The organism is Tissierella sp. QWL-11, from assembly GCF_058683765.1.
The window spans coordinates 502,618-527,238 of sequence record NZ_CM178750.1 but is presented as its reverse complement, the minus strand read 5'-3'; the positions used below and the strand labels follow the sequence as shown (position 1 = coordinate 527,238).

Sequence of the window (24,621 nt, the reverse complement as noted above, 5' to 3'; positions counted from 1 at the left end):
ATCCCCCCTACTCCTCTAAAATCCCTTCCTCTGAGACTAGATACACCTTATGATCATCTTTTCTACCTATTTTTTCATCTGACCTTATGGTTATTCCCTCTAGGACTACAGAATTATTCACTACTGCACCAGGTTCTATTAAGCAATTTGACATTATGACAGAATTATTTACTACTGCACCTTCTCCTATTTCTACTTCACTAAATAATATGCTATTATTTACTTCACCTAGTATATAGCAGCCTTCATTTATCAAAGAATTTGTTATTCTAGATCCATTTGCAATATATTGAGGTGGCAAATTTAAAGACTTTGTATATATTCTCCAATCCTTCTCATATAAATTTAACAGACAGTCTTTATCTAAAAGATCCATATTAGCTTCCCAATAGCTAGTGACAGTACCTACATCTTTCCAATATCCTTTATAACTCCAAGCATACATGGATTTTCCCTCAGATAACATTAAGGGCAAAACATTTTTACCAAAATCATGGACTGAGTCCTCATCTTGATGATCTTTTACTAAGTATTTTCTTAAGCTCTGCCAATTAAACATATATATTCCCATTGAGGCCATATTGTTCCTTGGATTTTCTGGTTTTTCTTCAAATTCTACTATCTTATTGTTATTATCTACATTTATTATCCCAAATCTAGAAGCATCTTCCCAAGGTACTTCCATTACTGCTATAGTTACATCTGCTTGTTTTTCTTTATGTGCTATTAGTAAATCATTATAATTCATCTTATAGATATGATCTCCTGAAAGTATCAGTACATACTCTGGATCTAATTCATCAATGAAGTCAATATTTTCAAATATAGCATTTGCAGTTCCTGTATACCAACGACCACCGTCTTCTGAGGTAAATGGTGGAAGTATTCTAAGTCCTCCTACATTTCTATCATAATCCCAAGCTGAACCTATCCCAATATGAGTATTTAATAAATAGGGTTTATATTGTGTTAGAATCCCAATATCTGATATCCCTGAATTTGTTGCATTGCTAAGGGCAAAATCAATTATTCTATATTTACCACCAAATGGAACCGCTGGTTTAGCAATATGCTTTGTGAGTGTTTTTAATCTGGATCCCTGTCCCCCTGCTAATAACATAGCTACCACTTTGTTATTAATCATATTCTCCCTCCTTAATTTACTTAAGTTTTAATAAAAGACCACTAAATCTTGGAATATCTACTGAGATAGAGTAATCTCTTCCATGAAATCCCTCATTATTAGCTTTATAAGACTTTACTCTCTTAGTTTTTCCACCATATCTTTTGTGAGCACTGTTTATCAATGTTTTATATATTCCTAGTTTGTCTACACCTATGGGGTAGGAGTTTTTTTCCACAGGTCCAAAATTAAAAATCCCTATAATTTTTTCGCCATTTTCAGATATTCTTTCAAAGGCTATAATGCTATCTTTATGATTTTCGTGCTCAATCCACTTAAACCCTTCAGAACAATCATCGAGAGTAAATAATGATTTTTCTTTTCTATATAATTTATTTAGCTCTTCTACATATCCCTTCATTCTATTATGGCTCTCATATTCTAATAGATGCCAATCTAGAGCTTGCCACTCATTCCACTCTATAAATTGTCCAAATTCGCCACCCATAAATAAAAGTTTTTTACCAGGTTGTGCATACATGTATAAATAAAGAAGTCTTAAATTTGAGAACTTGTCTTCATATTCTCCTGGCATTTTATCCAATAGAGATTTTTTCCCATGAACTACTTCATCGTGACTTAAAGGAAGTATAAATTTTTCTGAAAATGCATATAGCAGACTAAATGTTAGTGCCTCTTGTTTGTCTTTTTTCAAATAGGGGTCTGTCTCCATATACTTTAATATATCGTTCATCCATCCCATATTCCATTTAAAGTCAAACCCCAGCCCCCCATCCTCTACAGAATAGGTAAGTTTAGGCCAAGTAGTAGATTCTTCTGCTATCATTATTACATCTGGATAATTCTTTTCTACAACACTGTTTAATTTTTTTATAAATTCTACTGCCTCTAAATTCTCTCTTCCTCCATAGATATTTTTTATGTCTTTCCCAGAAAAGTCATAGTATAACATATATGCTACTGCATCTACTCTTAGACCATCAATATGATAATAATCAAACCAATATATGGCATTTGATATTAAAAAACTATGGACTTCCGGCTTAGTAAAGTCAAAATTCAGGGTACCCCAAGGCTCATTTTCTGCTTTTCTAGGGTCAATTGACTCAAAACAATATGTACCATCAAATCTAGCTAAACCATGATCATCTTTGCAAAAATGTACTGGCACCCAGTCAAGTATGACTCCTATATTATATTTGTGGCATCTATTTACCAAGTACATAAAATCCTTTGGAGTCCCATATCTAGATGTAGGGGAAAAATATCCTGTAACCTGATAGCCCCATGAACCATCGTAAGGATGTTCAGCTATAGGCATGATTTCTATATGGGTAGACCCCATCTTTCTCACATAATTTACTAATTCTTCTGCCATTTCTTTATAGGAATATTGGGTTCCATCTGGCTTTTTTCGCCAAGATAATAGATTCACTTCATAAATTGATATAGGTTCTTTAGAATAGTCTTTTTTCTTTCTATTTTCCATCCAAATATTATCTGTCCATTGAAATCCTTTAAGGTTATAATATTTGGAAGCAGTCTTAGGCCTTTCTTCAGAATGGAAAGCATAAGGATCTGCCTTTATTCTAGTCTCTCCACTAGATGAGATTATTTTATATTTATAATTGTCAAATTCTCTTACATCTGATATGGATATCTCCCATAATCCACTATTTTCAATTCTACATAATGGCAAATTGCTTTCATCCCAATTGTTAAAATCACCTATTAAATAAACTTCTCTTGCACCAGGAGCCCATACTACAAATCTTATATATTCTTTTTCATCATTCTCTATTTTATTCGCCCCTAAAAAATCATATGATCTATAATATGTACCTTCATGGAATAGATGTACATCTAAATCAGCTCTTCCAATGTAAAAATGTTCTTTTACTATTCTCTCTTCCACAATAATGCCCCCTTATATTTGAACATGTCACATGATTATACTATTGTATTAAAGAAAAATTTGTAGAAAAAAAAGGTATATAATTATTTCTTTATATACCTATACCCAAAAATGGTGTCTTCTTTCTCTATATACTCTTTTTCTACTAACTGTTTTAGTTTTTGTTCTAAATTTTCTACAGTATATGTTATACTGGTTTCCTGTTCTATTTCAACTGCTACATGGACTAGTTCTACATCATTTATAGGAAGCTTATTTGATATAATTTCAAAAAAGTCCTCATCAGTTTCCTTGGCTTTAAATTTTAATTCATCAAAGGGGTTTTCCCTATGAGGACTGGTAGTAATAGCAGCTCTAATTCTTGAAAATATAGTCCTTCCCATTGTTGCAGATGAAATAAATACATCTCCAGTTCTAAGATAGGGAAGTCTAGTTGATTCCTCCATTGTTAAGTCCGTCTCTTCTTTTATAGTTTGAATATCAGATGCCCTTACTGTTCTAAATATTAGTTTAGTATTAAGTTGAGCTGTAATAGTTTCATCTAGTAATGTAGGCCTTTGAGTTGCAAGTATTAAAAAGACTCCGTACTTTCTACCCTCTTGAGATATTTCCTTTAGTATAGATTTTGAAGGTGATTCATATCCCTTTGGTGCAAAATTATGTGCTTCATCAGTTACTATGATAAATGGGGGAAAGTATTCTGCTTGAGTTTTTTTATATAAAGCATCCTTATAGTCTCTTCTCTTGTGATAGAGATTATTTAAAAGATAAGTACTAAAAACTTGTAAAATCCTAGTGCTTCCCTGGATAACTACTAATTTCCCTACATGGAGGGATTCTTCTATTTCTCTTATATCTTTAGAAAATACACCTTCATTAGAAAGCCTTTTAAGCCTCCAAAGTATTCCCTTAACTGAATTATATGGACTTGTCCTATCATAGGTCCTATATAATTCTAGACGCATCTCCCAAGCCTTTCTCTCGTCAGAATCCCTTGCCCCATCAATTTTATTTTGAATCCTATCTGCAGAACCTTCTTCTTGGGCTTGAGTCAGCATATCAAGTCTATTGAAAAAACTATAATATGAATCCCTTGGCTTAAAAAGTACATCTACCACATTATTCATAGAATCTGTAAGATTACTGGCTGCACTTAAAAGGTTTTTTAAATCTTGAGAAGATAAATCTTCAAACTTCACTCCAATATGTGTACCAACTTGAAGACATTTAAATTTATCTTTGTAATCATAATCCTTTTCATCTAGATAATCTGCAATCTCACCAAAGTCCATTTCATAATGAGGATCTAAAATAACTGTAGGGATATTTTGATTCATTAATTCTTCTAATACTACTCTAAGACCAAAGGATTTCCCTGAACCTGAGCCTCCAAATACACCTATATGGGGATAATGATGCATAGATCTTATATCCATTATATAGGGGATTTCTCTTTGAGGCTTCAACTCTCCTTCTTCAAAGGTATAGAGTAAGTCTTTAAATTCATTATCCATATCATCTGCCATATCATCTGTATTCCTTATGACCCCAAGTACTAATCCATCTTCCTTTGAAGAATGTATCATTATATCTTTTACTTCTTCAAATTTTGGAAGTCTCACATTTGAACCTGTCTGAATAGGATAAAGTGCTTCATTGAAAAGTCTCACTTTGGATATATATATAGTATCCTCATCTACATTGTATCCTAGAGCCCTTAAGGATTCTAAAACAGAATTGTCTACAAAATCTCCATGTATATTTAATGGGATATATCGGTTAAAAGTATTTGCTTCTACCACTTCCCCTAGGAGATCTCCTTGATAAGTATCTTCTATTATCAAAAATTCATTGATTCTAAAGTTTCTCTCTTTAGAGCCTATATACACCTCTTGCTGAGTAGTTATACCTATTACTTTCACATTATCACCTCATTTTTTCTCGAATGAACAAAGTTTGCCGTTTGTTCAATTTCTCTTGTCTCTTTCTGATATAAAAAATCTTTCATATATATCTCTATCCATATATCTCTGTACCAAAGCTTTCATTAACTCATCTGATATTTTTACTTCCTTATCCACTATATCAAGCCATAGGGGTACACCTCTACTATTTTCTGGTGTTAAAGTAATTATCAATCTTGCCATTTCCTCCATACGGTCTTTTTGACTATCTATAATGTCCATACCTATAACCGTTGGAGCTAAGGAGGATCTTAAGAAAATTGAAGAATAGCCTTCAGGATCTTTTTTATTTACTTCATCTCTTATAAATATGGCTTCTTTATATTTTAATTTACCAAATAACAGCTCTCTATCGTAAAAACACTGTTTTTCATCTTCCTCTTTGTTTAATAATCTGTTTCCTATGATGCAAGTTTTTATATCCTTTATTACTCCTACTAATATAATCTCCTCTTCTTCACAAATCCTTCTTAGCTCCATCCACTTTTCATAGGCATATATATTATATCTAATAAGCCCACCATCCATTAATATGGCATATGGTTTAAATTTTTTTATACTCTCTATAGCAGCTTCCACTTCTAAGGTAGACAGCTTTATATTCTTTTGTTCTGTTATAATTCTTTCATCATTTTCTAAGGGGTTTTCTTGTTCTTCAAGAGATAGGGGGCTAAAGATATCAGCTATTATAGTTGGATTTTCTCTATATAAGGTAGATTTCCCAAGTGCTTGATAGGCTTCTACAAAATGAGGATAGGAGCCTCCTAGTTTATTTGTAGATCCATCTACTCCAAGGATTCCACCTTTTTCTTGATAAGTTTTTAAGTTTTTTTTATCTATTTTTTCTAAAGATTTTATCTCACCTATATTTTTAGAGATAAAATCCCTTAGTTCCTCAGTCTTTAAATTTATTATGTCTTTATATCTATACTTTATAGAATCATTTAAGTCTAAGAACTTGTCCTTTAATTTATTGTCTAAGCTATATATCTTAATCACCTACTTATTTTAAAGTTTTAAACTCTCTGAATACACTATGTTTTTTCTGATATTATAAACTTCTGATACCATTTTTACGCTCTCTTTTTTGCTAAATCCTTCATCTATATATTTTTGAAGTTCCTTTAATATATCAATTTCCTCTTTTTCTTCTTGCTTTCCACCTTCAAGGACTATTACAAATTCACCTTTTATTTTTTCTTTAGAATACTTTTCTATAGCTGTCTTTACATCTCCTCTATAGATGTCTTCATATAGCTTTGTTAACTCTCTTATTATAGATATTTTTCTATTTCCCAAAACATCTATAATATTTTCTAAAGTAGATAGTATCCTATGGGGAGATTCATATAATATTATAGTTCTCCATTCACTCTCTAATTCCTTTAATCTTCTCTTTTTTTCTTGCTTTTTTGAAGATAAAAATCCTTCAAATACAAATTTCTCCGTAGGAAGACCTGACACTACTAAAGCTGTAATAGAAGCACTAGCCCCTGGAAGCCCGATTATCTCTATATCTTCATCTATTGCAAGTCTTATTATATCCGCTCCAGGATCTGAAATTCCAGGCATTCCTGCATCAGTTATTATAGCTATATCTGATCCAGCCTTTAGCTTTCTTATTAATTCTTCTCCTTTTTGCCTTATATTGTGTTCATGATAACTTGTCAAAGAGTTTTTTATATCATAATGATTTAATAATTTTATACTATGTCTAGTATCTTCTGCTGCAATTAGGTCTACTTCTTTTAATACCCTTAGAGTTCTTAAAGTAATATCTTCTAAGTTTCCTATAGGAGTGGGACATATATATAGTTTTCCTGTTTCCATTTTCTCACCTATTCATTCTCATAAATTTTATATATTTCATCTGTATAATTGCCATCTTTACCATAGACTATTAATGGATCGTGGAATTTTAAATCTATTTTCCCTGATTTTACCCCTTCTATTAAAAGCAAATTTGGTTTTTTGTCTTTTTTTGCTTGAACAAATCTTATCCATTTTGGCTCTATCTTATATTTTCTCATAGTATAAAATATATCTACTAATCTATTTGGTCTATGGACTAAATAGAATTTTCCCAAGGGCTTTAGGAGATAATCTGAAATGTTTAAAATGTCTTCTAAATTGCAAGCTATTTCATGACGGGAAATGGCAAAATTTTCATCTTTATTTATTAAGGCATCTCCCTTTTTCATATAAGGGGGATTGCAAGTTATTATATCTATACTATTTTTTTTAAATCTATTATCTAAATCTTTTAAGTCTATATTTAAAATATCTATCTTGTCTTCTAAATTATTTAGCTCTACACTTCTTTTAGCTAAATCTGCTACTTTTTCTTGAATTTCTATACCATATATCTTTTCAACTTTTCTTTTACCTACTAATCTTAAGGGAATTATGCCACTACCAGTGCCCAAGTCTACTATTTTACCTTTAGCTTTGACTATATTCGAGAGAAATATTGCATCAGTACCATAAGAAAAATTGCTTTTATTTTGGATTATTTTGTAATTTGTTCCTGGTACAATATCTATTCTTTCATTTTCTCTTATCATATTTTTCACCTTTTTTATTTTATATGTAAATATGGATAACAAAAAAGACCACTAGTGGTCTTTTTTGTTATGTATTATTACTCTGCTTGCGGAGCATCTGTAGGACAAACATCTGCACAAGCACCACAATCTATACATGCATCAGCGTCGATTACATAAACATCTCCTGCTGATATAGCATTTGTAGGACATTCTGGTTCACATGCACCACATGCGATACACTCATCAGTTATATGATATGCCAAATTGTTCACCCCCTTTAATGTTTATATAAGATATTTTAACAGATTAAGTAGAATTTTAAAAGTCCAAAATTAATTTTTAATCTTAACTATATTCTGGATCTCTTTCTTCTGTTATTTCTATATCATCTATCTTGTATTGAATCAAATCATCTGTACCATCTTTTAGTCTTACCTTTACTTTAACCTTTCTCTTCAAGGTGTATGTATATAGAATGGTTCCATGTCCATCAGGCGTGATTACTCTTTGACCTACTTCTGGCATATTTTCTAATATTTCCTCATATGCTTCTTGTTCATACTTTAAGCAACACATAAGCCTCCCGCAAAGTCCTGAAATTTTAGTTGGGTTTAGTGATAGACTCTGCTCTTTTGCCATCTTAATAGACACTGGTTCAAATTCTCCTAAAAATTGAGCACAACAGCACATCTTACCACAAGGACCTATTCCACCTAGCATTTTAGCTTCATCTCTTACTCCAATTTGTCTTAATTCAATTCTAGTTTTAAATATGGAAGCTAAGTCCTTAACAAGTTCCCTAAAATCTACTCTACCATCTGCAGTAAAATAAAATATTACCTTATTATTATCAAATGTATATTCCACATCTATAATCTTCATTTCTAATTTATGTTCAGTAACTTTTTCTTCACATATTATCAATGCTTCTTTTGCTTTTTTCTTATTTTCTCTATGAATGGCAAAATCTTCATCTAAAGCAATTCTTAACACCTTTTTTAAAGGAGATACAATTTCTTCTTCCTTAATCTCTTTTGGTCCTACTACTACATGTCCAAATTCAATTCCCCTGGCAGTTTCTACTACTACAAAATCATTGAAATTAACATCTATATCATCAGGATCAAAGTAATATACTTTTCCCGCTTTTTTAAATCTAACCCCTACAACTGTAATCATCTATAATTCCTCCTGTATACTAAAGAGCATGGTTTCTATTGACAATTGGTAGTTCATATTTTTATTAATATTTATCTTAGTTAGTTCTATCTTTTCTATTATATCATTAATTTTACTAGAGTCCATAATAGATTGTAAGGATAAATTTTGTAATTTATCCTTATTAACCAATAAATCACTCTCTCCAATTTCCTTGTATATAGAAAGATCTCTAAACCAATAGAGGAATATATCCAGTATTTCTTCAATCTTTTCTTTATTTTCGTTGAAAAATTGGATGGAATTAAAGATTTTTGTTGTATTACCTTTTATAATATCATCTATTAATTGTATTATTATATCTCTATCTGAAAAAAAGTTATCCTCCATACAAAGAGATATACTCTTACCTATAGCTCCCTTTGTAAAACTTTGAATAAATCTAGCTTGACTTTCTCTTTTATTATATTTTTCTACTAGTATTTTTACTATTTTTTCACCTTCTACAGGATAAAAATTGATTCTTTGAGTTCTAGAAAGAATCGTTGAAAGAAGTCTATTAATATTAGAAGATATAAGAATTATATTTACATATGAAGGTGGCTCTTCTAATGTCTTTAATAGACTATTTTGAGCTTCTATAGTCATCTTATCACTTTCATCTATTAAAAATATCTTCTTTTTAGATTGAAATGGAGATGTTAGAGTATTCTTAATTAATTTCTCTATTTCTTCTTTTTTTATAGTCCCATTCTCAGGTTTTATAATTGAAAAATCCGGATGATTAAAATGATCAAACTTTAAACAGGAACTGCATACATTACAAGGCTTATCCAATTCTTTTTCACATAAAATCGTCTTAGAGAGTACAAATGCTACCTTTTTTTTGCCTATACTCTCCTCTCCCTCAAATAAGAAACTATGGCTGAGACTTTTGTTTTGTAGAGATTTTTTAAAAACTTCTATATTCTTTTCGTGTCCAATTATATCATTGAAATCCATTTATCTCTCCATTCTAAACTCTCATATACTTATCTACATCCAATATAAATAAATTTGCTCCTGCAACATCTGATTTTCCAACTACTTTTTTACCATGTTTTACTTCACATTTAGATCTTATTAAAGATATTGTCTTATCTAAGTTCTCCTGCTCAGTCCCTATTAAAAGAGTAGTGTTACCAGCCTTTAGAAATCCTCCTGTGGAAGCCAATTTAGTGATTCTAATATTGTTTTCCATTAAAGTCTTTATGATTTCATTTGAATATCGATCTTCTATTATAGCTATTATAAGTTTCATAAAATCACTCCTATATCCTAATATGATCTTCTACATCTAAAATAAATACTGTGGCTCCTCCTACTTTAACCTCCAAAGGATAGGGTATATAGGTATCCCCTGGCATAGATACAGTTAATAGAGATGTAGGAATTTCACGTGTCTTACAATTTTCTTCAATAATATCCATTATATCTTTTACCTCATCCTCCTCTACTCCTATTAAAAGAGTTGTGTTTCCAGCCTTTAAAAATCCTCCTGTAGATGAAAGCTTCGTAACCCTATATTTTTTTTCTGTCAATTCCTGTATTAGAATTGGAGCATCTTGATCTTGTACTATAGCAACTATAAGTTTCATTATCTTACCTCCCTAAGATTTATTGTCCTTTGAATTTCTAGTATACTTTCTTGTAATACTACTTCTATAGGCTTTGTAGCATCTATTATTTTTATATTTTCAGGGTACTTTTTAATTAAGTCTGTATATCCATTATATACCCTTGTGTGAAAGTTATTACCCTCTAATTCTAATCTATCTCCACCTGATTTTTTTGTCTTTCTTAGTAATGCTGTTTTTGGGTCCACATGAAAAAACAAGATTAAATCTGGGTATACTCCATCTATGGCAAAGTCATTTATATTTTTTACATTTTCTACTCCCAAATCTCTACCTACCCCTTGATACGCAAGACTTGAAAGTACAAATCTGTCACATATTACTACTTTACCTTCATCAAGAGCAGGCTTTATTTTTTCATGAACATGCTGAGCTCTAGAAGCTGCATATAGCAAAGCTTCTGTATGGGCATCCATATCAGTATTATTGTTATCCAAGATAATTTTTCTAATATTTTCTCCTATTAGAGTACCTCCTGGCTCTCTTGTAACAATAAAATCTATATTTTTATCCTTTAAATAATCTTTTATCAAATTTGTTATTGTAGATTTCCCTGATCCATCAGGTCCCTCTAAGGCAATAAAAAGTCCTTTCAAAAAAACAACCCCTTTGTCATAACTAGTGTTTGTTCTATATTATACTCCATCTAGGTAAAAAATTAAACCCTGATTAGTTTACAGGGTTTAATTTAGGACTTTCATCTATGTAATAGCCGAGAAGAATTCTTATCAAGTTTTTATATTTATCATAATTGGAATCATTGATATCCACGTTTACGATTTCTTCTATGCAAGCTTTGCATATATTTATCTTAAATAAACTTATATTATCATGACTGTTACCACAAATTTTACAATTCATAATACCATCTCCTTACCATTTTTACCTATTATTTCCTTATTAATATATTTTATTCAAAATATATTAATTTGTGCTTGGCAAGGTAAATTTATAATAAAAAAACAGATAAGTTAACTTATCTGTTTTCTAATTATTCTTCGTCTTTATCTTCAGAAACCAATGGAACATCATCTGCATCCACTTCAGCTTCTTCATCTACTTCTTCCATTGAAGGTGCAGATAATACACACACTGCCGTATCTAATTCAGTAAGTATATCTATAGTCTTATCACTTGCAATATCCAAGTCTCCAACTAATTTTGGTGTATCAAAGTCCATATCTGCTACATCCACATTTGCTCCATGTGGTATATTTCCTGGTAGACATTCAACTTCTACTTGATCCAGCAATTGAGACAATACTGATGGTTGAAGCTTAATATTGTCCCTATTGTTTAAGTGAATAGGAATATTCATCTTAATCTTTTCATTCATATTTAACCCTTGGAAATCAATGTGAATAATTTGATTTTTCACTGGATGTCTTTGAATTTCCTTTATTACTACTGGTTCAGTTTTACCATCTAATTCTAAGTTGATAATAGATGTAGTACCTGCTTCTCTATAAATCTTTAAGAAACCCAGATTATTAACTTGAATACTCTGTGTATCTTCTCCTTTTTTGTAGATTACCGCTGGAATCATTTCATCCGCTCTCAATTTATTTACTTTATTACTACCAATTTCAGTTCTTTTTTCTATTTTCATCTTTAGCGATGACATAATAATGCCCCCTATTCATTTATATATAGTTATATATATCATATTTTCCCCATTTATGCAAATTGCTAAACTACAAAATTACTTGAAGTATTAGGAGTAATATAACTCCAGGGATACCTAAAAATCCAACTATAACTGCATTTAAGGGATTTAATGCTATAGCAAGATTAAAAATACCTCCTACTAAATTAAATATAAATAAAACTACTCCGCCCATTAATCCATTTATAAGTAACTTTATTAAAATTTTAATTGGAACTACTAAAATCATTCCAACTATATAAAGCAAAAGAAGTCCAATTAAATATGCTCCTATTGTACCAAACGGCATAAAAATCCCTCCACACTATATTATTATACTATAAATATAGAGTAGAATCCAAATAAATATTACACATTTCTTTCTTTTTTAAATTTTTTTAACAAATATGTGTACTTTCTCTTAGATGCTTCTATATCATAAATTGCAAAATCTACTAAATCAGTATCACTTACAAAGTGGAAATACTCCTCTTTTTCCATCCACTCTTTGTGAGCATCTTGAATTAATTTTATTCTTTCCCTGTCTTCTCTTTCCTCAGCACTTAGATCTTCAAATCTAAATATACTCTTTATGATTCCATTTATAAGTTCAGATACTTTTTCTTTTACTTTTAGTAATTTTATTTTCACTATAATCAACCTCCAACTTTTACCATAACTATTGACAAAAGCTGGAGAATATATACCTTTTTCTAGTGACTGTGTCCAAATAAACTAAGACTTACTGCCATTACCATCATCCCTATTATGAAGCCGTATACAGATGTATGGTGGTCCTCATATCTTTGAGATGTTGGAAGAAGCTCATCTACTGCAACAAATATCATTATACCTGCTATCAAAGAAAATAGTACTCCAAATAATATATCACTAAAGAATTTATACAACAATAAATATCCAATAATTGCACCTAAAGGCTGGCAAAGTCCTACCAATATTGTATAAAACATTGCCTTTTTTTTACTTCTTGTAGAATAATAAATTGGAATTGATATAGCCATACCTAGAGGTATATTGTGCATAATTACAGCTGCAGATATTGGGACTGCAAGCATTATATCATTTAGTCCTGCAGTAAATATGGCAAGACCCTCCGGAAGATTATGAATAGCTATTGCTATGGCAGATACAATACCCAGATTGTTTAGATGGCCTCCATCTCTATGTATATGATGATGTCCACTATGACTATGATCATGATGCTCCCCACCTAATAAATGAACTATTTTTTCAATTATTGCTGTAATAATCATTCCACTAAAAAATGCTACTAATGCCAATACATGACCTGTCTCATGACCTATATTTCTCTCTATTAGATTAATGCCTTCAGGCAATATACCCATAAAAGAGACATATACCATTATTCCCGCTGAAAAACTTAAAGAAAGAGCTAAAAACCTTTTATTAGTCTCCTTTGCAAAGAAAGATATAAGGCTACCTATTCCCATTGAAAGACCTACTACTAATGTAAGTCCAAAACTCTGTAAAACATTTATAATATTGATATCCATGTTTTCCTCCAATATATATGATTTATACTTATTTTATCTTAAAAATTATCAAAAATCTAGAGAATTCCATCTAAAAAATGTTATAATTGTATATAGATTATAATTTAAGGGGTGGTTCTATGTCTATTGATTATATATGCAGCGAATGTGGTAAAAAGTACTCACCATATGATTTTCCATACATATGCACCTGTGGAGGTATGCTAGATTTAGATAACTTTGAAAAAGTTCTTTCTCTAAATAGTATATTGAAAGAAGAGTGGAGCCTATTTAGATACCTAAAAGCTCTCCCATTTGAAAATAACCAATCAATTTGGAAGGATGTATCCATGGGTGAGGGACTCACTTCATTAGTTCCACTAGACCCTGAAAATACTAATATATTAGTTAAAATGGACTATATGATGCCTACACTTTCCTTTAAAGATAGAGGTGCTAGTGTATTAATTTCAAAAGCAAAGGAATTTGGAGCTAAAAAAGTAATCCAAGATAGTAGTGGAAATGCAGGTAATTCCATAGCTGCATATGCTAAAAGAGTTAATATTGACTGTGATATATATGTTCCAGAAACTACTTCACCTAAAAAAATAAAAATGATACAATCCCATGGAGCAAATGTCCATATAGTTACTGGGTCAAGGGAAGATACTGCTAAGGCTGCAAGACAGGCTGTAGAAAACGGAGAGGGCTTTTATGCAAGTCATGTATACAATCCTTACTTCTACCAGGGCACTAAGACTTATGTCTATGAAATTTATGAGCAATTAAAAGGTGATATGGTAGATACTTTAATTATTCCTGTTGGAAATGGAACACTTTTACTTGGAGCTTATTATGGATTAAGAGATTTAATGGATTTAGGACTTATAAAAAGTATGCCCAAAATTATAGGTGTCCAGTCTGATAGATGCTGTCCTATATATAAAGCTCTTAAAGAAGATTTAGACTATGTAGAAGAAGTTGAAAATAAAGGTACTCAAGCTGAAGGAATTGCCATAGCAGCTCCTAAAAGAGGCAAGCAAATCTTAAAAGCCATGAGGGAAACAAATGGAGACATAATCACTGCGCCTGAAGATGAAATACTCTCTACTCAAATAGACTTAGCCCAAAAAGGTTTTTTTGTAGAAATAACAACTGCTGCCACTTTTGCAGCCTTTAATCATAATTATAAAGACAAGAGCTCTTTAGGGAAAGTAGTATTACCCCTTTGTGGAGCAGGGTTAAAATCAGAAAAATAGATTGTAAACCATAAGCTTAAATGCTATAATAGTGAATAGTATTAAGTGGTCGATTAGCTCAGTTGGCTAGAGTGCTACGTTGACATCGTAGAGGTCACTGGTTCGAGCCCAGTATCGACCACCATTTTATAAGCTAAATTAACGAACCATAGTGGGTAAACAAAAGAGATAAACCTAGTTTATCTCTTTTATATATTCATATAAAAATCTAGAAGCTCTATATAAATCCTCTATTCTTATGTCTTCCTTTGGATTATGACTTATACCTTCCTTATTTGGTATAAATATCATCCCCGTCTTATAATTTGGTGCAAATCCCATAGCATCATGGCCTGCTCCACTTGGCATCTTTTTAAAGTTTAAATTTAAATCCTCAGCTTTATTTTCTAGTCCTTTTATTATTTCCATACTAAGTTCTACAGGCTCTTCATGATATATTTCTTCTAAATCATATGATAATCCTCTTTTTACTGTAACTTGTTTTATAAATTCTTTTAAGTTTTCTACTACCCTATTTATACTTTCACTTTGGATACCTCTTATATCTATTCCTAAACTTATTTGTCCAGGAACTACATTCATTGCATTTGGCAAAGTCTCACATATCCCTACTGTGGCAACTGTAGAATTTGACATTTCTTGTTGGCCATATTTTTCTACAGCTAATATAATCTCTGAGGCTCCACATAAAGCATCTCTTCTCATATCCATAGGAGTTGCACCGGAGTGATCCTGGCGTCCCTCTATGTTTAGCATAAACCTTCTTGGGGCGGCTATTGATGTAACTATTCCTAGGTCCATATTTTTATCCCATAAAACTCTACCTTGTTCTATATGTATTTCAAAATATCTCTTAATATTTGGTAATTTAAATGTATTTTTTAAAAATCCTTTTTCATCTAAAATACTATATAGAGCTTTTTTATTTTCATCTACTATATTAGATAATTCTTCCTTGCTAATTTTCCCAAGGGCTAGATTGCTCCCAATTGTAGCTTTTCCAAATATACTTGTTTCTTCTGCTCTAAATGCAGCTACCATAACAGGTATATCTAGATTGCTTTCTTTTATCCACTTTAAAATAAGTAAGCCTGCTAGAACACCTGCTACTCCATCATATTTACCTCCATTTGGCACAGAATCTAAGTGAGAGCCTATCAAAGTATATTCTTCTGCATAATCATTTATATATATAAATGTATTTCCATAAGCATCTACACTGGTTTTCAACCCTATATTTTTGCAAAATTCGGATAATTTGTCGTGCATAAAATCTTCTTCTACAGAGTAGGCTAATCGGGAAACTCCACCTAAGGTGTCTTTTCCTATTTCATCTAATTCACAAAACCATTTTTTTAAGTTTTCCACTATAATCCCCCTTCTTTACTAATATTACCTTAATAAATATAAGAGATAACTTGAAGGTTATCTCTTATATTTTAGCTCCATTTAATCAATTTTTTCTCTGTAAATTCTGCTACTAAGTAGAGTACTAATCCTATTAAACTTAGTACTACTACTGAGGAAATGACCAGCTCTATATCGTATGTTTCATTTCCTAATGTCAATAGGTATCCTAATCCTGATTTTGCTCCTATCATCTCTCCTATTACTGCTGCTACAATAGCTTGCGTAAGAGCTACCTTAACTCCAGAAAGGATTGCCTTTAAAGAATATGGCAATTCAATAAACAAAAACTTTTGTAATCTTGAAGCATCTAATATCTTCATAAAGTTCATAATGTTAGAATCAATACTTCTTATAGCTACCACTTCATTTATCATGATGGGGAAGGATACAACCAGTACTACAATGGCAATTTTAGACTCTAATCCTAAACCAAACCATAATATAAATAGAGGAGCTAAAGAAATTTTAGGCGCTGTTTGCACAATTAGTACAAGGGGCATAATTAATTTTTCAATTAATTTAGATTTAGCCACTATATAGCCTAATACCATACCTAAAGCTATCCCAATTCCAACTCCTATAAACACTTCTTTTAAAGTAGTAACCACATGTCCTACTAGATTTTCATTTGTAAAAATATTTATAGTTCCAGAAAGAACTTGTTCAGGTTGGGGGAGAAGGTAGGAAGGAACATCAAATAATGCAATATATCCCTTCCAAATCAAAATCAAAACCGGGAATACCAATATAGGTAATACTATCTTTCTTATCTCCCTATTTTTCATTTAATTTACCTCCAATTAATCAGCTTGATAAATTAATTCTGATGCATCAAATTGTCCATTTATTACTTCATATTCATTTAATATCTCAATAGATTTGTTCCACTTGTCTAAATCTGCAGCACCTAATCCATTTTCGTCTGTGTTTTCACTTTGCCATAAATAAGGTATAAATACTTTTTCTAATATTTCTGTAACTATTTCTTCTCTTCCTGCAAAGCTATCAGCATATTTTTCTACAGATAAATCTACAGCTTCTCTTGCATTTCCATCTATAACATATTGTAATCCTTTATCCAATCCATTTTTAAAGCTTTCAATTAGCTCAGGATCTTCTTCTATAAGATCTTCACTTGAAATTAAAACATTTCCATGAGATGGAAGATAGTCATCAGAAAGTATATCTTCTACTTCAACACCTTGATTTTGCATCTCTATTGTTCTCAACATAGAAAATACTATTACATCTACTTGATCAGTTACAAGGGCATTTACAATAGCTCCTGTTCCTATTACTTCTAATTGTATATCATCTAAAGTAAGTCCAGCATCTTCTAACATTATTTGTAATTGAATGTAGTTTGGACTACCTAGAGATGTTACAGCTACTTTTTTACCTTTAAAGTCAGCAGGAGTCGCAATTCCTGAGTCTTTTTTAAATATTGCAGCTCCTAATCCATTTTGATAAGTTGTATGAACAACTTTAACTGGAATATCTTGAGTCTTTGCTGCTATAACTGAATCAGCATTTGGAAAACCAAATTGAACATTTCCAGCAGCTACATTTTTTACGATTTCTGCAGCAGCTGCATAGTAAAATTCTACATCTAATCCTTCTTCTTCAAAATAACCTTTTTCCTTTGCTACATATAGAGGAGCATAATAAGGAACAGCTGCTCCGTCAATTTGGATTGACACTTTCTTTAATTCTTCTACATCACCATTATCTGATGTATCTTCATTGTTTCCTGAATCACTACATCCTGCAAGTACAGTTAAACTAAGACTTAATACAAGTATTAATGCTAAAAACTTATAATTCTTCTTTTGAAATTTCATGTTTTTCCTCCTATTATTTTAAAAGTCTATTATATATTTTGGTGCTGGTTTTTAAGGCAATTTCACAAAGCCTTCTCTGAGGTTCTGCATAGTCAAGCAACCACTTATTACTTATTCTATTACAATGGGTAGTGCAAATGCTTGCAGCTCTAACCCCATATATAGAGCTTAAGGTAAAGATTGTCTCTGCTTCCATTTCAATGTTTAACACATTTAAGCCTATAAATTTTTCATATAGCTCTTTTACTCTTTTATCCCCACTATCAAAGGGATCTCTACCTTGTCCTCTATAAAATGAACCTACAGATGCTCCTATACCTAAAAAACAATTTTCTTTTTCTTCCATACAAGTTTCTTTTAACATACTAACTAATTCAAAATCTGCTACTGCAGGATACTCTGGCATAGCATAAAATACGGAAGTACCTCCCATCCTAACAGATGCTGTATTTAAGATAAAATCTCCACAATTTATCTCTTCCTTTAAAGCCCCTGTACCTCCAATTCTAATAAGAACTTTAGCTCCTAATTGAATAAGTTCAGTAACAGCAATTTCAGTAGATGGTCCACCTATTCCTGTAGAGCAAATAGTTATTGGATGTCCATTATAAAAGCCTTTACCTACTTTGTATTCTCTATTACTAGATACTATCTCAAACTCATCTAAAAATTCTCTAAAGAACTCTACCCTTGCTGGGTCTCCTGGGAGTAGTACTACTTCACTTATATCCTTTGCTTCACATCTTAAATGGGGTACCTTGTTGTCATACAAAGGTTTATCGGCAGTAGTATACACACTTTCACCTCCTTATTTTGTCTTAGCTATCTGAGATTCATGCCAATATAACAGTTTTCTCTCTGTGATATTTACTAATTCATAAAAGATTATACCAACTATTATAGTAAATATAATGCCTGCAATCAATAGCACAGTATCAAAAATAGAAGAAGCGTATATAAGTATATACCCTAGTCCTTGCTTTCCTGATATCCACTCAGCAACAATTGCACCTATAACAGCTTGAACCATACCTACTTTTAATCCTGAAAATATCATAGGCATAGCAGATGGTATCTCAACTTCCTTAAAAGTTTGTAGCCTAGATGCATTTAAGATTTTCATCAAATCCCTTACATTCTTTGGAATAGACCCTATACCAACTATGGTTCCTTCCATAACAGGGAAAAATACCATTGATACAATTAATACCAATTTGGAAGTCATCCCAAGACCAAACCAAATTACAAATAAAGGTACTAAGGCAATCTTAGGTGAAGCTTGTGCAAATATTAAATATGGCATAAGTGCATCCTTTAAAATCTCTGATTTTGCAATTATATATCCAAAACCTATGCCAAGTACTATCCCTAATATATAGCCTAAAAATATTTCTCCTGTAGTTACTAGAAAATGAATCCAAACTTCTCCACTTACAATCATTTCATATAGCCTTTTAAATACAGGCATCGGACTAGGCATCATATATTGGGGTACATCATTGATCTTTACATATAAAGACCAAATCAATACAAATACACCTAGGGATAGAGTATATTCAGTAATAGTTTTTATAAACTTTGAATCTCTAAGAGTCTTCACTCTAATACCTCCCTTAAGTATTTCGTATAAGAATTAAATTTATCTCCATTTCTAGTCTCAAGATCTCTAGGTCTAGGTATATCTATATCTAAAATTTCTTTTATCCTACCAGGTCTAGGAGACATTACTATAACCCTATCTGATAAAAATACAGCTTCTTCAATACTGTGAGTTACAAATAATATTGTCTTTTGAGTCTTTTCCCAAATCTCTAGTAATTTCATATTTAAAGTGTCCCTAGTCAAAGCATCTAATGCTCCAAATGGTTCATCCATAAGTAATACTTGGGGATCATAAGATAAGGATCTAACTATAGATGTCCTTTGTTTCATACCTCCAGATAACTCTCTAGGAAGTGAATCTTTAAAATCTGACAATCCAGCTATTTCTAATAACTGCTCCAAATATTCTTTATTTTTTTCATTCACCATTTTTTTTATTTTTAGGGGAAATATTACATTTTCATATACAGTCTTCCAAGGAAGTAAGACAGAATCTTGAAACACAAATCCTATATCTTCTACTGCATCTATTTCTTCACTAAACTGAATTTCTCCACCATTGTACTTTTCTAAATTGCTAATAATTTTTAAAAGTGTAGACTTACCACATCCTGAAGGACCAATTATAGAAATAAATTCACCTTGTTTTACTTCTAAATTTATGTCCTTTAGGGCAATAGTTTCCTTTCCAAAAGTACTTTTGTACACCTTTTGCAAATCTTTAATAGCTAAAAAACTATTATTTTTCATTATAGCACCTCCTCTTTAGTTTTCATTTTACCAATAATATCTTTTACAGATAAATGATTATTATTAATTAAATATTTTTCTATACCATCTATAATCTGAATCATAGAATTAGGTCTTGAAAAGTTTGCTGCTCCAACTTGTATAGCTGTTGCACCAGCCAATAAATATTCTACAGCATCTTCCCAATTAGCAATGCCTCCCATACCTATAATTGGTATATCTACATTGTTAGCAACTTGCCATACCATTCTCAATGAAATCGGTTTTATTGCTGGACCTGAAAGACCTCCAGTTATATTTGCAAGCTTAGGTTTCTTAGTATTTATATCTATAGCCATTCCTAAAAAAGTATTAGTTAAGGATATTGCATCAGCAGAAGCCTCTTTTGAAGCTTTTGCAATAGACACGATATCGTTTACATTTGGAGTGAGTTTTGGAATAATAGGCTTATCGGATATAGCTTTTATCGCTTTGACAATCCTATATGTATCTTCAGGATTCATTCCAAATGCCTTTCCCTCTTTTTCTAAATTAGGACAAGATATATTTAATTCTATCATAGAGCAAGCTTCTTCTCTATTTAAAATTTCTATACTCCTCTTAAACTCATCTACAGTAAATGCAGATACACTAACTATAGTTGGTGTATCAAACTTAGAATAAAATTTTAAATCTCTATTTATAAATTTTATAATTCCATCATTTTGAATTCCAACAGAATTTAAAATACCACAGGGTGTTTCAGCTATTCTTGGAGTTGGATTTCCAAGTCTTGGTTCATAGGTAATACTTTTAGGCACAATTGCACCTAGTTTATTTGCATCTATTAATTTGCAATTTTCTATTCCAAAGGTACCAGAGGCTGACATTACAGGATTTTTAAATTTAATACCGGCTATTTCTACTTCTAAATTTATATTATTCACTAAAGATCACCTCATTTACTGGAAAAACTGGACCTTCTTTACATACTGTTTTATGTCCTGATTTAGTTTTGCATACACAAACTAAACAAGTCCCAATTCCACAGGCCATCTTTTCTTCTAAGGAAATATATGCTTCTATTTCTTTGTGTTTACTGTTTATATCTCCTACCACTTTACCAATTCTGTTTGAACCACAAGTGAATATTTGATCCGGATTTTCCGATTCAATAATTTGCTCTAACAAATCAGTCATATTCTCCATACAGCTAGTTCCTATATCATCATAAAGATAGTATACCTTGCAGCCAAGCTCAGTTAGAAAGTCGCCTCCGAGAGTATCTCCATTTTTTTTAGCACTTAATATAGCTATTACCTCTTTACCCATTTTTCTTGCCTTTTCTCCTACATAAATGACAGATGCTGCTCCTACTCCCCTACCAATGATAATTATTGGCTTTTCATTTGAATTTATTTTATAATTATTTCCCAAAGGACCTAGAACCTCTATAAAATCACCTGGCAATTTGTGAGATAATAATCTAGTTCCTTTTCCTTTCATTACATAAACTATTTCTATAGTCTCTTTTTCCCTATCAAATCTATATATACTAAAGGGTCTTTTTAATAGTTCCTTCTCATCACTACATTGTAAGTTAAGAAATTGACCTTCTTTAATTTCTGAAGATATAGATTTACTTTGAAGAATTAAATGATGATATTTGTGATTTAATTTTGTGTTTTTTAATACCTGACATTGCTCTATAATCATAAGATGACCCTTTCTAATTTTTATGTCATATGTAGTTTATAAGTTCATACATCCTAATTTAAAAGATATAGACCTTGCAGTTATTTTTAAATCAGAAACTTTTTCTGATATATTATTATTTTTATCCTTGATCCAAATCATAGATAGACTTGCTATTACTTCACAATTTTTATCTCTAATAGGAGCTGATATCCCTATAACTCCCTCTTCAAACTCTTCATCACAAACAGCATACTCATCTTTTTTTATTTTATTTAACTTTTCTTTTATATTTATTGGATTAATTAAGGACTCTCTAGTATATTTATAATGTTTACCATTTTCAATAAAACTATCAATTTGTCCAGGTTCTAAGAAGGCTACAATTGCTTGAGCTGCTGAAGAACTGTTTATAGGCATTTCACTTCCAACTCTTACATAGAAATTAACTCCTTCTTCTATGTTTACAGAATCTATACAAATTATCTTTTCACCTTCTAAACTACTCAAAAATACTACTTCCCTATATTTATCAAAGAGTTCTTTTAAATGAGGTTTAGACATATTGATAAGCTGATTAGCACCTAGATATCCTCTAGCCAAACTTACAAGTTTTAAACTCATTTTATATTTATTAGTCTCTAAATCCTGACTTGCATATCCATTTTTTATAATTGCCTTTAATAGTCTATGAGTAGTACTAAGGGGTAAATCCAAAGTAGTGCTTATTTCACTAATGCTAATACCTTTTGGATATTTGCTTAGTAGCTCCAATACCTTGAAACTCCTATCTATCAACTTCATTGTTTTCCTCCTCATGGAAACGATATCCGTATAGCGGATTATAATATATAATATCACTTTATTAATCCTTTGTAAATATATTTTAAATATTAAAAATATGAAAATTCTGAGAAAGTTTAAACTCTCTCAGAATTTTCATATTTTTCTACTACCTGGTTTTATAATTTCTTTTCCCTCTTTGCACATCTGGCAATCTTCTTTATCATAAACTTTTAAATCTAGTTTTGTAGCACTATATATTGGATATTTTATATCTCCTTTACTCCTATCTACAATACAACCTATTCCTACTACCTCTGCTCCATATCCTTCTACTACTTTTATAGCTTCATATGAAGATTTTCCAGTTGTAACTACATCTTCTGCAATTAATACTTTTTGTCCCTTTTCTATGGTAAATCCTCTTCTTAATTTCATCTCTTCATCTTGTCTTTCTACAAATATGCCTGGCTTCCCAGTTTGTCTTGCAAGCTCATAGCTTACTATTATGCCTCCCATTGCTGGTCCTACAACTAAGTCAAAGTCTAAATCTTTTACTTTATCCGCAATAGCTTTAATTGCGACTTCAGCCTTATCAGGATGCATGATTAGTTTTGCACATTGTACATATCCGTCACTATGTTTTCCTGATGAAAGTAGGAAATGTCCTTCTAATAAAGCGTTTGTTTCTCTTAATAAGTCTTTTATCATTTTATAACCCCCAATATATCATCTCTCATTGTAAGTACAGCTTCTCTTGCATATTTATAAAAATTCTCTTCCCCATCTTCATAATTCTTATATGCTAGGATAATTCCCCTTGATGAATTTACTATACCACCATTTTTATCGCTTAAATATAGACCTATGTCTTCAGCTTTACCACCTTGGTGTCCATAACCAGGAATTAAGAAGAATTGATCTTTATATCTATTTCTTATTTCACTTGCCTCTTCTCTATGAGTACCACCCACTACTACTCCTATTGGGCTATATCCATTCGAACCTATATAGTCCTTTGCCATTTGGTTCAATCTATCTCCAACACTATAATATAGGGATGAATTTTCATTTCCTTCAATATTTAAATATTGAATATCCTTAGCCCCAGGATTTGAAGTTCTAAGAAGGACAAATATACCCTTATCTCCATCTTTTATATAGTCTAAATATGGAGTGATACTGTCAAAACCCATATATGGATTTAAGGTTATAAAGTCTGTTTCAAAATCTCCTTCAAAATGAGCCTTGGCATACATTTTAGCTGTAGCTGATATGTCTCCTCTTTTTATATCTCCAATAGATAGAGAGCCTTTGCTCTTTATATATTCTAAAGTTCTCTTATAAGCTAAAAGTCCTTCTATTCCATATGCTTCATAATATGCTATTTGTAGCTTATATATTGGAACTATATCCAGTGTATTGTCTATTATCATTTTATTAAATTGAAATATGACCTCATCTGTATCTCCATACTTTTCTTTTACCCAATTAGGTATATAATCCATATGGGTATCTAGTCCAAGACATACAATTCCCTTCTTTTCAACTTCTTTATAAAGCCTATCAATTATCAAAAAAATTTCCTCCTTTTATGTTTTTAAGGAAGCAACAAAAAAGTGCCTTCCTTAGGAAGGCACAGTTATCCCATATTATATGCTTTCCTTTTTGAACTCTCAGGTTCAGTTTAAAGGTATTATTCTTTTTAAAAATATCACAATTGTGAAGGCTTGTCAACTA

The 24,621-nt window shown here is 31.3% G+C and carries 29 protein-coding genes and 1 tRNA gene; 2 read left to right on the top strand and 28 right to left on the bottom strand.

Features of this window, described 5'->3' with window-relative positions:
* Positions 1 to 7: 7 nt before the first annotated feature.
* The 17 genes from AC4PG3_RS02545 to zupT all read right to left on the bottom strand — a co-directional run bounded on the left by AC4PG3_RS02545 (position 8) and on the right by zupT (position 13,583).
* Positions 8 to 1,144, bottom strand: coding sequence for a glucose-1-phosphate adenylyltransferase (locus AC4PG3_RS02545; protein WP_492197515.1), 1,137 nt, complete (start codon positions 1,142 to 1,144; stop codon positions 8 to 10).
* A 16-nt stretch (positions 1,145 to 1,160) separates the two neighbouring features.
* Positions 1,161 to 3,059 (bottom strand): 1,4-alpha-glucan branching protein GlgB, encoded by a 1,899-nt coding sequence (gene glgB / locus AC4PG3_RS02540; protein WP_492197514.1) that lies wholly within the window; start codon positions 3,057 to 3,059, stop codon positions 1,161 to 1,163.
* Between the two features lie 83 nt (positions 3,060 to 3,142).
* Positions 3,143 to 4,981 carry an ATP-binding protein gene (locus AC4PG3_RS02535; RefSeq protein WP_492197513.1) on the bottom strand — a complete coding sequence of 613 codons (1,839 nt, stop codon included), beginning with the start codon at positions 4,979 to 4,981 and terminating at the stop codon, positions 3,143 to 3,145.
* Between the two features lie 45 nt (positions 4,982 to 5,026).
* Positions 5,027 to 6,022: a DNA double-strand break repair nuclease NurA gene (locus AC4PG3_RS02530; RefSeq protein ID WP_492197512.1), complete on the bottom strand. Its 996-nt coding sequence runs from the start codon at positions 6,020 to 6,022 to the stop codon at positions 5,027 to 5,029.
* A gap of 9 nt (positions 6,023 to 6,031) precedes the next feature.
* Complete coding sequence (rsmI, locus tag AC4PG3_RS02525) at positions 6,032 to 6,853, bottom strand: 16S rRNA (cytidine(1402)-2'-O)-methyltransferase (RefSeq protein WP_492197511.1); 822 nt, start codon at positions 6,851 to 6,853, stop codon at positions 6,032 to 6,034.
* Positions 6,854 to 6,861: 8 nt separating this feature from the next.
* Positions 6,862 to 7,587, bottom strand: coding sequence for a tRNA1(Val) (adenine(37)-N6)-methyltransferase (locus tag AC4PG3_RS02520; RefSeq protein ID WP_492197510.1), 726 nt, complete (start codon positions 7,585 to 7,587; stop codon positions 6,862 to 6,864).
* A gap of 77 nt (positions 7,588 to 7,664) precedes the next feature.
* A complete protein-coding gene (gene fdxA, locus AC4PG3_RS02515) occupies positions 7,665 to 7,832 on the bottom strand; it encodes a 4Fe-4S ferredoxin (protein WP_492197509.1) in 168 nt (55 codons plus the stop codon).
* An 82-nt stretch (positions 7,833 to 7,914) separates the two neighbouring features.
* On the bottom strand, positions 7,915 to 8,748 hold the full coding sequence (locus AC4PG3_RS02510) for a PSP1 domain-containing protein (protein WP_492197508.1): 834 nt from the start codon (positions 8,746 to 8,748) through the stop codon (positions 7,915 to 7,917).
* On the bottom strand, positions 8,749 to 9,729 hold the full coding sequence (holB, locus tag AC4PG3_RS02505; RefSeq protein WP_492197507.1) for a DNA polymerase III subunit delta': 981 nt from the start codon (positions 9,727 to 9,729) through the stop codon (positions 8,749 to 8,751).
* A 13-nt stretch (positions 9,730 to 9,742) separates the two neighbouring features.
* Positions 9,743 to 10,027, bottom strand: coding sequence for a cyclic-di-AMP receptor (locus tag AC4PG3_RS02500; protein ID WP_492197506.1), 285 nt, complete (start codon positions 10,025 to 10,027; stop codon positions 9,743 to 9,745).
* 10 nt (positions 10,028 to 10,037) lie between these two features.
* Positions 10,038 to 10,364, bottom strand: a complete 327-nt coding sequence (darA, locus tag AC4PG3_RS02495) for a cyclic di-AMP receptor DarA (protein WP_492197505.1) — start codon at positions 10,362 to 10,364, stop codon at positions 10,038 to 10,040.
* Positions 10,364 to 10,999: a dTMP kinase gene (gene tmk, locus AC4PG3_RS02490; protein ID WP_492197504.1), complete on the bottom strand. Its 636-nt coding sequence runs from the start codon at positions 10,997 to 10,999 to the stop codon at positions 10,364 to 10,366. The genes darA and tmk overlap by 1 nt, the downstream gene beginning before the upstream one ends.
* Positions 11,000 to 11,072: 73 nt before the next feature.
* The gene (locus AC4PG3_RS02485; protein ID WP_492197503.1) at positions 11,073 to 11,264 is read right to left on the bottom strand and encodes a sigma factor G inhibitor Gin; all 192 of its coding nucleotides are present in this window, start codon (positions 11,262 to 11,264) and stop codon (positions 11,073 to 11,075) included.
* A gap of 130 nt (positions 11,265 to 11,394) precedes the next feature.
* Positions 11,395 to 12,027, bottom strand: coding sequence for a 50S ribosomal protein L25 (locus AC4PG3_RS02480; RefSeq protein WP_492197502.1), 633 nt, complete (start codon positions 12,025 to 12,027; stop codon positions 11,395 to 11,397).
* Between the two features lie 70 nt (positions 12,028 to 12,097).
* Complete coding sequence (locus tag AC4PG3_RS02475; protein WP_492197501.1) at positions 12,098 to 12,358, bottom strand: pro-sigmaK processing inhibitor BofA family protein; 261 nt, start codon at positions 12,356 to 12,358, stop codon at positions 12,098 to 12,100.
* A 59-nt stretch (positions 12,359 to 12,417) separates the two neighbouring features.
* A complete protein-coding gene (locus AC4PG3_RS02470; RefSeq protein ID WP_492197500.1) occupies positions 12,418 to 12,699 on the bottom strand; it encodes a DUF2508 family protein in 282 nt (93 codons plus the stop codon).
* 62 nt (positions 12,700 to 12,761) lie between these two features.
* Entirely contained in the window at positions 12,762 to 13,583 is an 822-nt protein-coding gene (gene zupT, locus AC4PG3_RS02465; RefSeq protein WP_492197499.1) for a zinc transporter ZupT, read from the bottom strand.
* A 119-nt stretch (positions 13,584 to 13,702) separates the two neighbouring features.
* On the opposite strand from zupT, the gene AC4PG3_RS02460 reads away from it, so the two are divergent.
* Together AC4PG3_RS02460 and AC4PG3_RS02455 are read left to right on the top strand one after the other, a co-directional pair.
* The gene (locus AC4PG3_RS02460) at positions 13,703 to 14,821 is read left to right on the top strand and encodes a threonine synthase (protein ID WP_492197498.1); all 1,119 of its coding nucleotides are present in this window, start codon (positions 13,703 to 13,705) and stop codon (positions 14,819 to 14,821) included.
* A gap of 47 nt (positions 14,822 to 14,868) precedes the next feature.
* A tRNA-Val gene (locus tag AC4PG3_RS02455) sits at positions 14,869 to 14,945 on the top strand.
* 50 nt (positions 14,946 to 14,995) lie between these two features.
* On the opposite strand, the gene AC4PG3_RS02450 is transcribed toward AC4PG3_RS02455, so the two are convergent.
* The 11 genes from AC4PG3_RS02450 to pyrF all read right to left on the bottom strand — a co-directional run bounded on the left by AC4PG3_RS02450 (position 14,996) and on the right by pyrF (position 24,458).
* A complete protein-coding gene (locus AC4PG3_RS02450) occupies positions 14,996 to 16,189 on the bottom strand; it encodes a M20 family metallo-hydrolase (protein ID WP_492197497.1) in 1,194 nt (397 codons plus the stop codon).
* Positions 16,190 to 16,260: 71 nt separating this feature from the next.
* Positions 16,261 to 17,016, bottom strand: coding sequence for an ABC transporter permease (locus AC4PG3_RS02445; protein ID WP_492197496.1), 756 nt, complete (start codon positions 17,014 to 17,016; stop codon positions 16,261 to 16,263).
* 15 nt (positions 17,017 to 17,031) lie between these two features.
* Positions 17,032 to 18,072: an ABC transporter substrate-binding protein gene (locus tag AC4PG3_RS02440; protein ID WP_492197495.1), complete on the bottom strand. Its 1,041-nt coding sequence runs from the start codon at positions 18,070 to 18,072 to the stop codon at positions 17,032 to 17,034.
* Between the two features lie 13 nt (positions 18,073 to 18,085).
* Positions 18,086 to 18,868, bottom strand: coding sequence for a nucleoside phosphorylase (locus tag AC4PG3_RS02435; protein WP_492197494.1), 783 nt, complete (start codon positions 18,866 to 18,868; stop codon positions 18,086 to 18,088).
* Positions 18,869 to 18,880: 12 nt separating this feature from the next.
* Positions 18,881 to 19,672, bottom strand: coding sequence for an ABC transporter permease (locus AC4PG3_RS02430; protein WP_492197493.1), 792 nt, complete (start codon positions 19,670 to 19,672; stop codon positions 18,881 to 18,883).
* Complete coding sequence (locus AC4PG3_RS02425) at positions 19,669 to 20,424, bottom strand: ABC transporter ATP-binding protein (RefSeq protein WP_492197492.1); 756 nt, start codon at positions 20,422 to 20,424, stop codon at positions 19,669 to 19,671. The genes AC4PG3_RS02430 and AC4PG3_RS02425 overlap by 4 nt, the downstream gene beginning before the upstream one ends.
* Complete coding sequence (locus tag AC4PG3_RS02420) at positions 20,424 to 21,350, bottom strand: dihydroorotate dehydrogenase (protein WP_492197491.1); 927 nt, start codon at positions 21,348 to 21,350, stop codon at positions 20,424 to 20,426. Before AC4PG3_RS02420 ends, AC4PG3_RS02425 begins: the two co-directional genes overlap by 1 nt.
* Positions 21,343 to 22,119 carry a dihydroorotate dehydrogenase electron transfer subunit gene (locus tag AC4PG3_RS02415; RefSeq protein ID WP_492197490.1) on the bottom strand — a complete coding sequence of 259 codons (777 nt, stop codon included), beginning with the start codon at positions 22,117 to 22,119 and terminating at the stop codon, positions 21,343 to 21,345. The genes AC4PG3_RS02420 and AC4PG3_RS02415 overlap by 8 nt, the downstream gene beginning before the upstream one ends.
* A 36-nt stretch (positions 22,120 to 22,155) precedes the next feature.
* Positions 22,156 to 22,902, bottom strand: a complete 747-nt coding sequence (locus AC4PG3_RS02410) for an IclR family transcriptional regulator (protein WP_492197489.1) — start codon at positions 22,900 to 22,902, stop codon at positions 22,156 to 22,158.
* Positions 22,903 to 23,037: 135 nt separating this feature from the next.
* Positions 23,038 to 23,592: an orotate phosphoribosyltransferase gene (gene pyrE / locus AC4PG3_RS02405; protein WP_492197488.1), complete on the bottom strand. Its 555-nt coding sequence runs from the start codon at positions 23,590 to 23,592 to the stop codon at positions 23,038 to 23,040.
* Entirely contained in the window at positions 23,589 to 24,458 is an 870-nt protein-coding gene (pyrF, locus tag AC4PG3_RS02400; protein WP_492197487.1) for an orotidine-5'-phosphate decarboxylase, read from the bottom strand. Before pyrF ends, pyrE begins: the two co-directional genes overlap by 4 nt.
* Positions 24,459 to 24,621: the final 163 nt, after the last annotated feature.

What these genes read in the sequence shown, in the direction of transcription:
- darA (WP_492197505.1), bottom strand. Translation starts at nt 10,364, where the DNA reads ATGAAACTTATAGTTGCTATAGTACAAGATCAAGATGCTCCAATTCTA.
- AC4PG3_RS02485 (WP_492197503.1), bottom strand. Translation starts at nt 11,264, where the DNA reads ATGAATTGTAAAATTTGTGGTAACAGTCATGATAATATAAGTTTATTT.
- zupT (WP_492197499.1), bottom strand. Translation starts at nt 13,583, where the DNA reads ATGGATATCAATATTATAAATGTTTTACAGAGTTTTGGACTTACATTA.
- AC4PG3_RS02500 (WP_492197506.1), bottom strand. Translation starts at nt 10,027, where the DNA reads ATGAAACTTATAATAGCTATAATAGAAGATCGATATTCAAATGAAATC.
- AC4PG3_RS02445 (WP_492197496.1), bottom strand. Translation starts at nt 17,016, where the DNA reads ATGAAAAATAGGGAGATAAGAAAGATAGTATTACCTATATTGGTATTC.
- rsmI (WP_492197511.1), bottom strand. Translation starts at nt 6,853, where the DNA reads ATGGAAACAGGAAAACTATATATATGTCCCACTCCTATAGGAAACTTA.
- AC4PG3_RS02425 (WP_492197492.1), bottom strand. Translation starts at nt 20,424, where the DNA reads ATGAAAAATAATAGTTTTTTAGCTATTAAAGATTTGCAAAAGGTGTAC.
- AC4PG3_RS02545 (WP_492197515.1), bottom strand. Translation starts at nt 1,144, where the DNA reads ATGATTAATAACAAAGTGGTAGCTATGTTATTAGCAGGGGGACAGGGA.
- AC4PG3_RS02410 (WP_492197489.1), bottom strand. Translation starts at nt 22,902, where the DNA reads ATGAAGTTGATAGATAGGAGTTTCAAGGTATTGGAGCTACTAAGCAAA.
- AC4PG3_RS02510 (WP_492197508.1), bottom strand. Translation starts at nt 8,748, where the DNA reads ATGATTACAGTTGTAGGGGTTAGATTTAAAAAAGCGGGAAAAGTATAT.
- AC4PG3_RS02460 (WP_492197498.1), top strand. Translation starts at nt 13,703, where the DNA reads ATGTCTATTGATTATATATGCAGCGAATGTGGTAAAAAGTACTCACCA.
- holB (WP_492197507.1), bottom strand. Translation starts at nt 9,729, where the DNA reads ATGGATTTCAATGATATAATTGGACACGAAAAGAATATAGAAGTTTTT.
- AC4PG3_RS02415 (WP_492197490.1), bottom strand. Translation starts at nt 22,119, where the DNA reads ATGATTATAGAGCAATGTCAGGTATTAAAAAACACAAAATTAAATCAC.
- AC4PG3_RS02440 (WP_492197495.1), bottom strand. Translation starts at nt 18,072, where the DNA reads ATGAAATTTCAAAAGAAGAATTATAAGTTTTTAGCATTAATACTTGTA.
- AC4PG3_RS02475 (WP_492197501.1), bottom strand. Translation starts at nt 12,358, where the DNA reads ATGCCGTTTGGTACAATAGGAGCATATTTAATTGGACTTCTTTTGCTT.
- AC4PG3_RS02520 (WP_492197510.1), bottom strand. Translation starts at nt 7,587, where the DNA reads ATGATAAGAGAAAATGAAAGAATAGATATTGTACCAGGAACAAATTAC.
- pyrE (WP_492197488.1), bottom strand. Translation starts at nt 23,592, where the DNA reads ATGATAAAAGACTTATTAAGAGAAACAAACGCTTTATTAGAAGGACAT.
- AC4PG3_RS02480 (WP_492197502.1), bottom strand. Translation starts at nt 12,027, where the DNA reads ATGTCATCGCTAAAGATGAAAATAGAAAAAAGAACTGAAATTGGTAGT.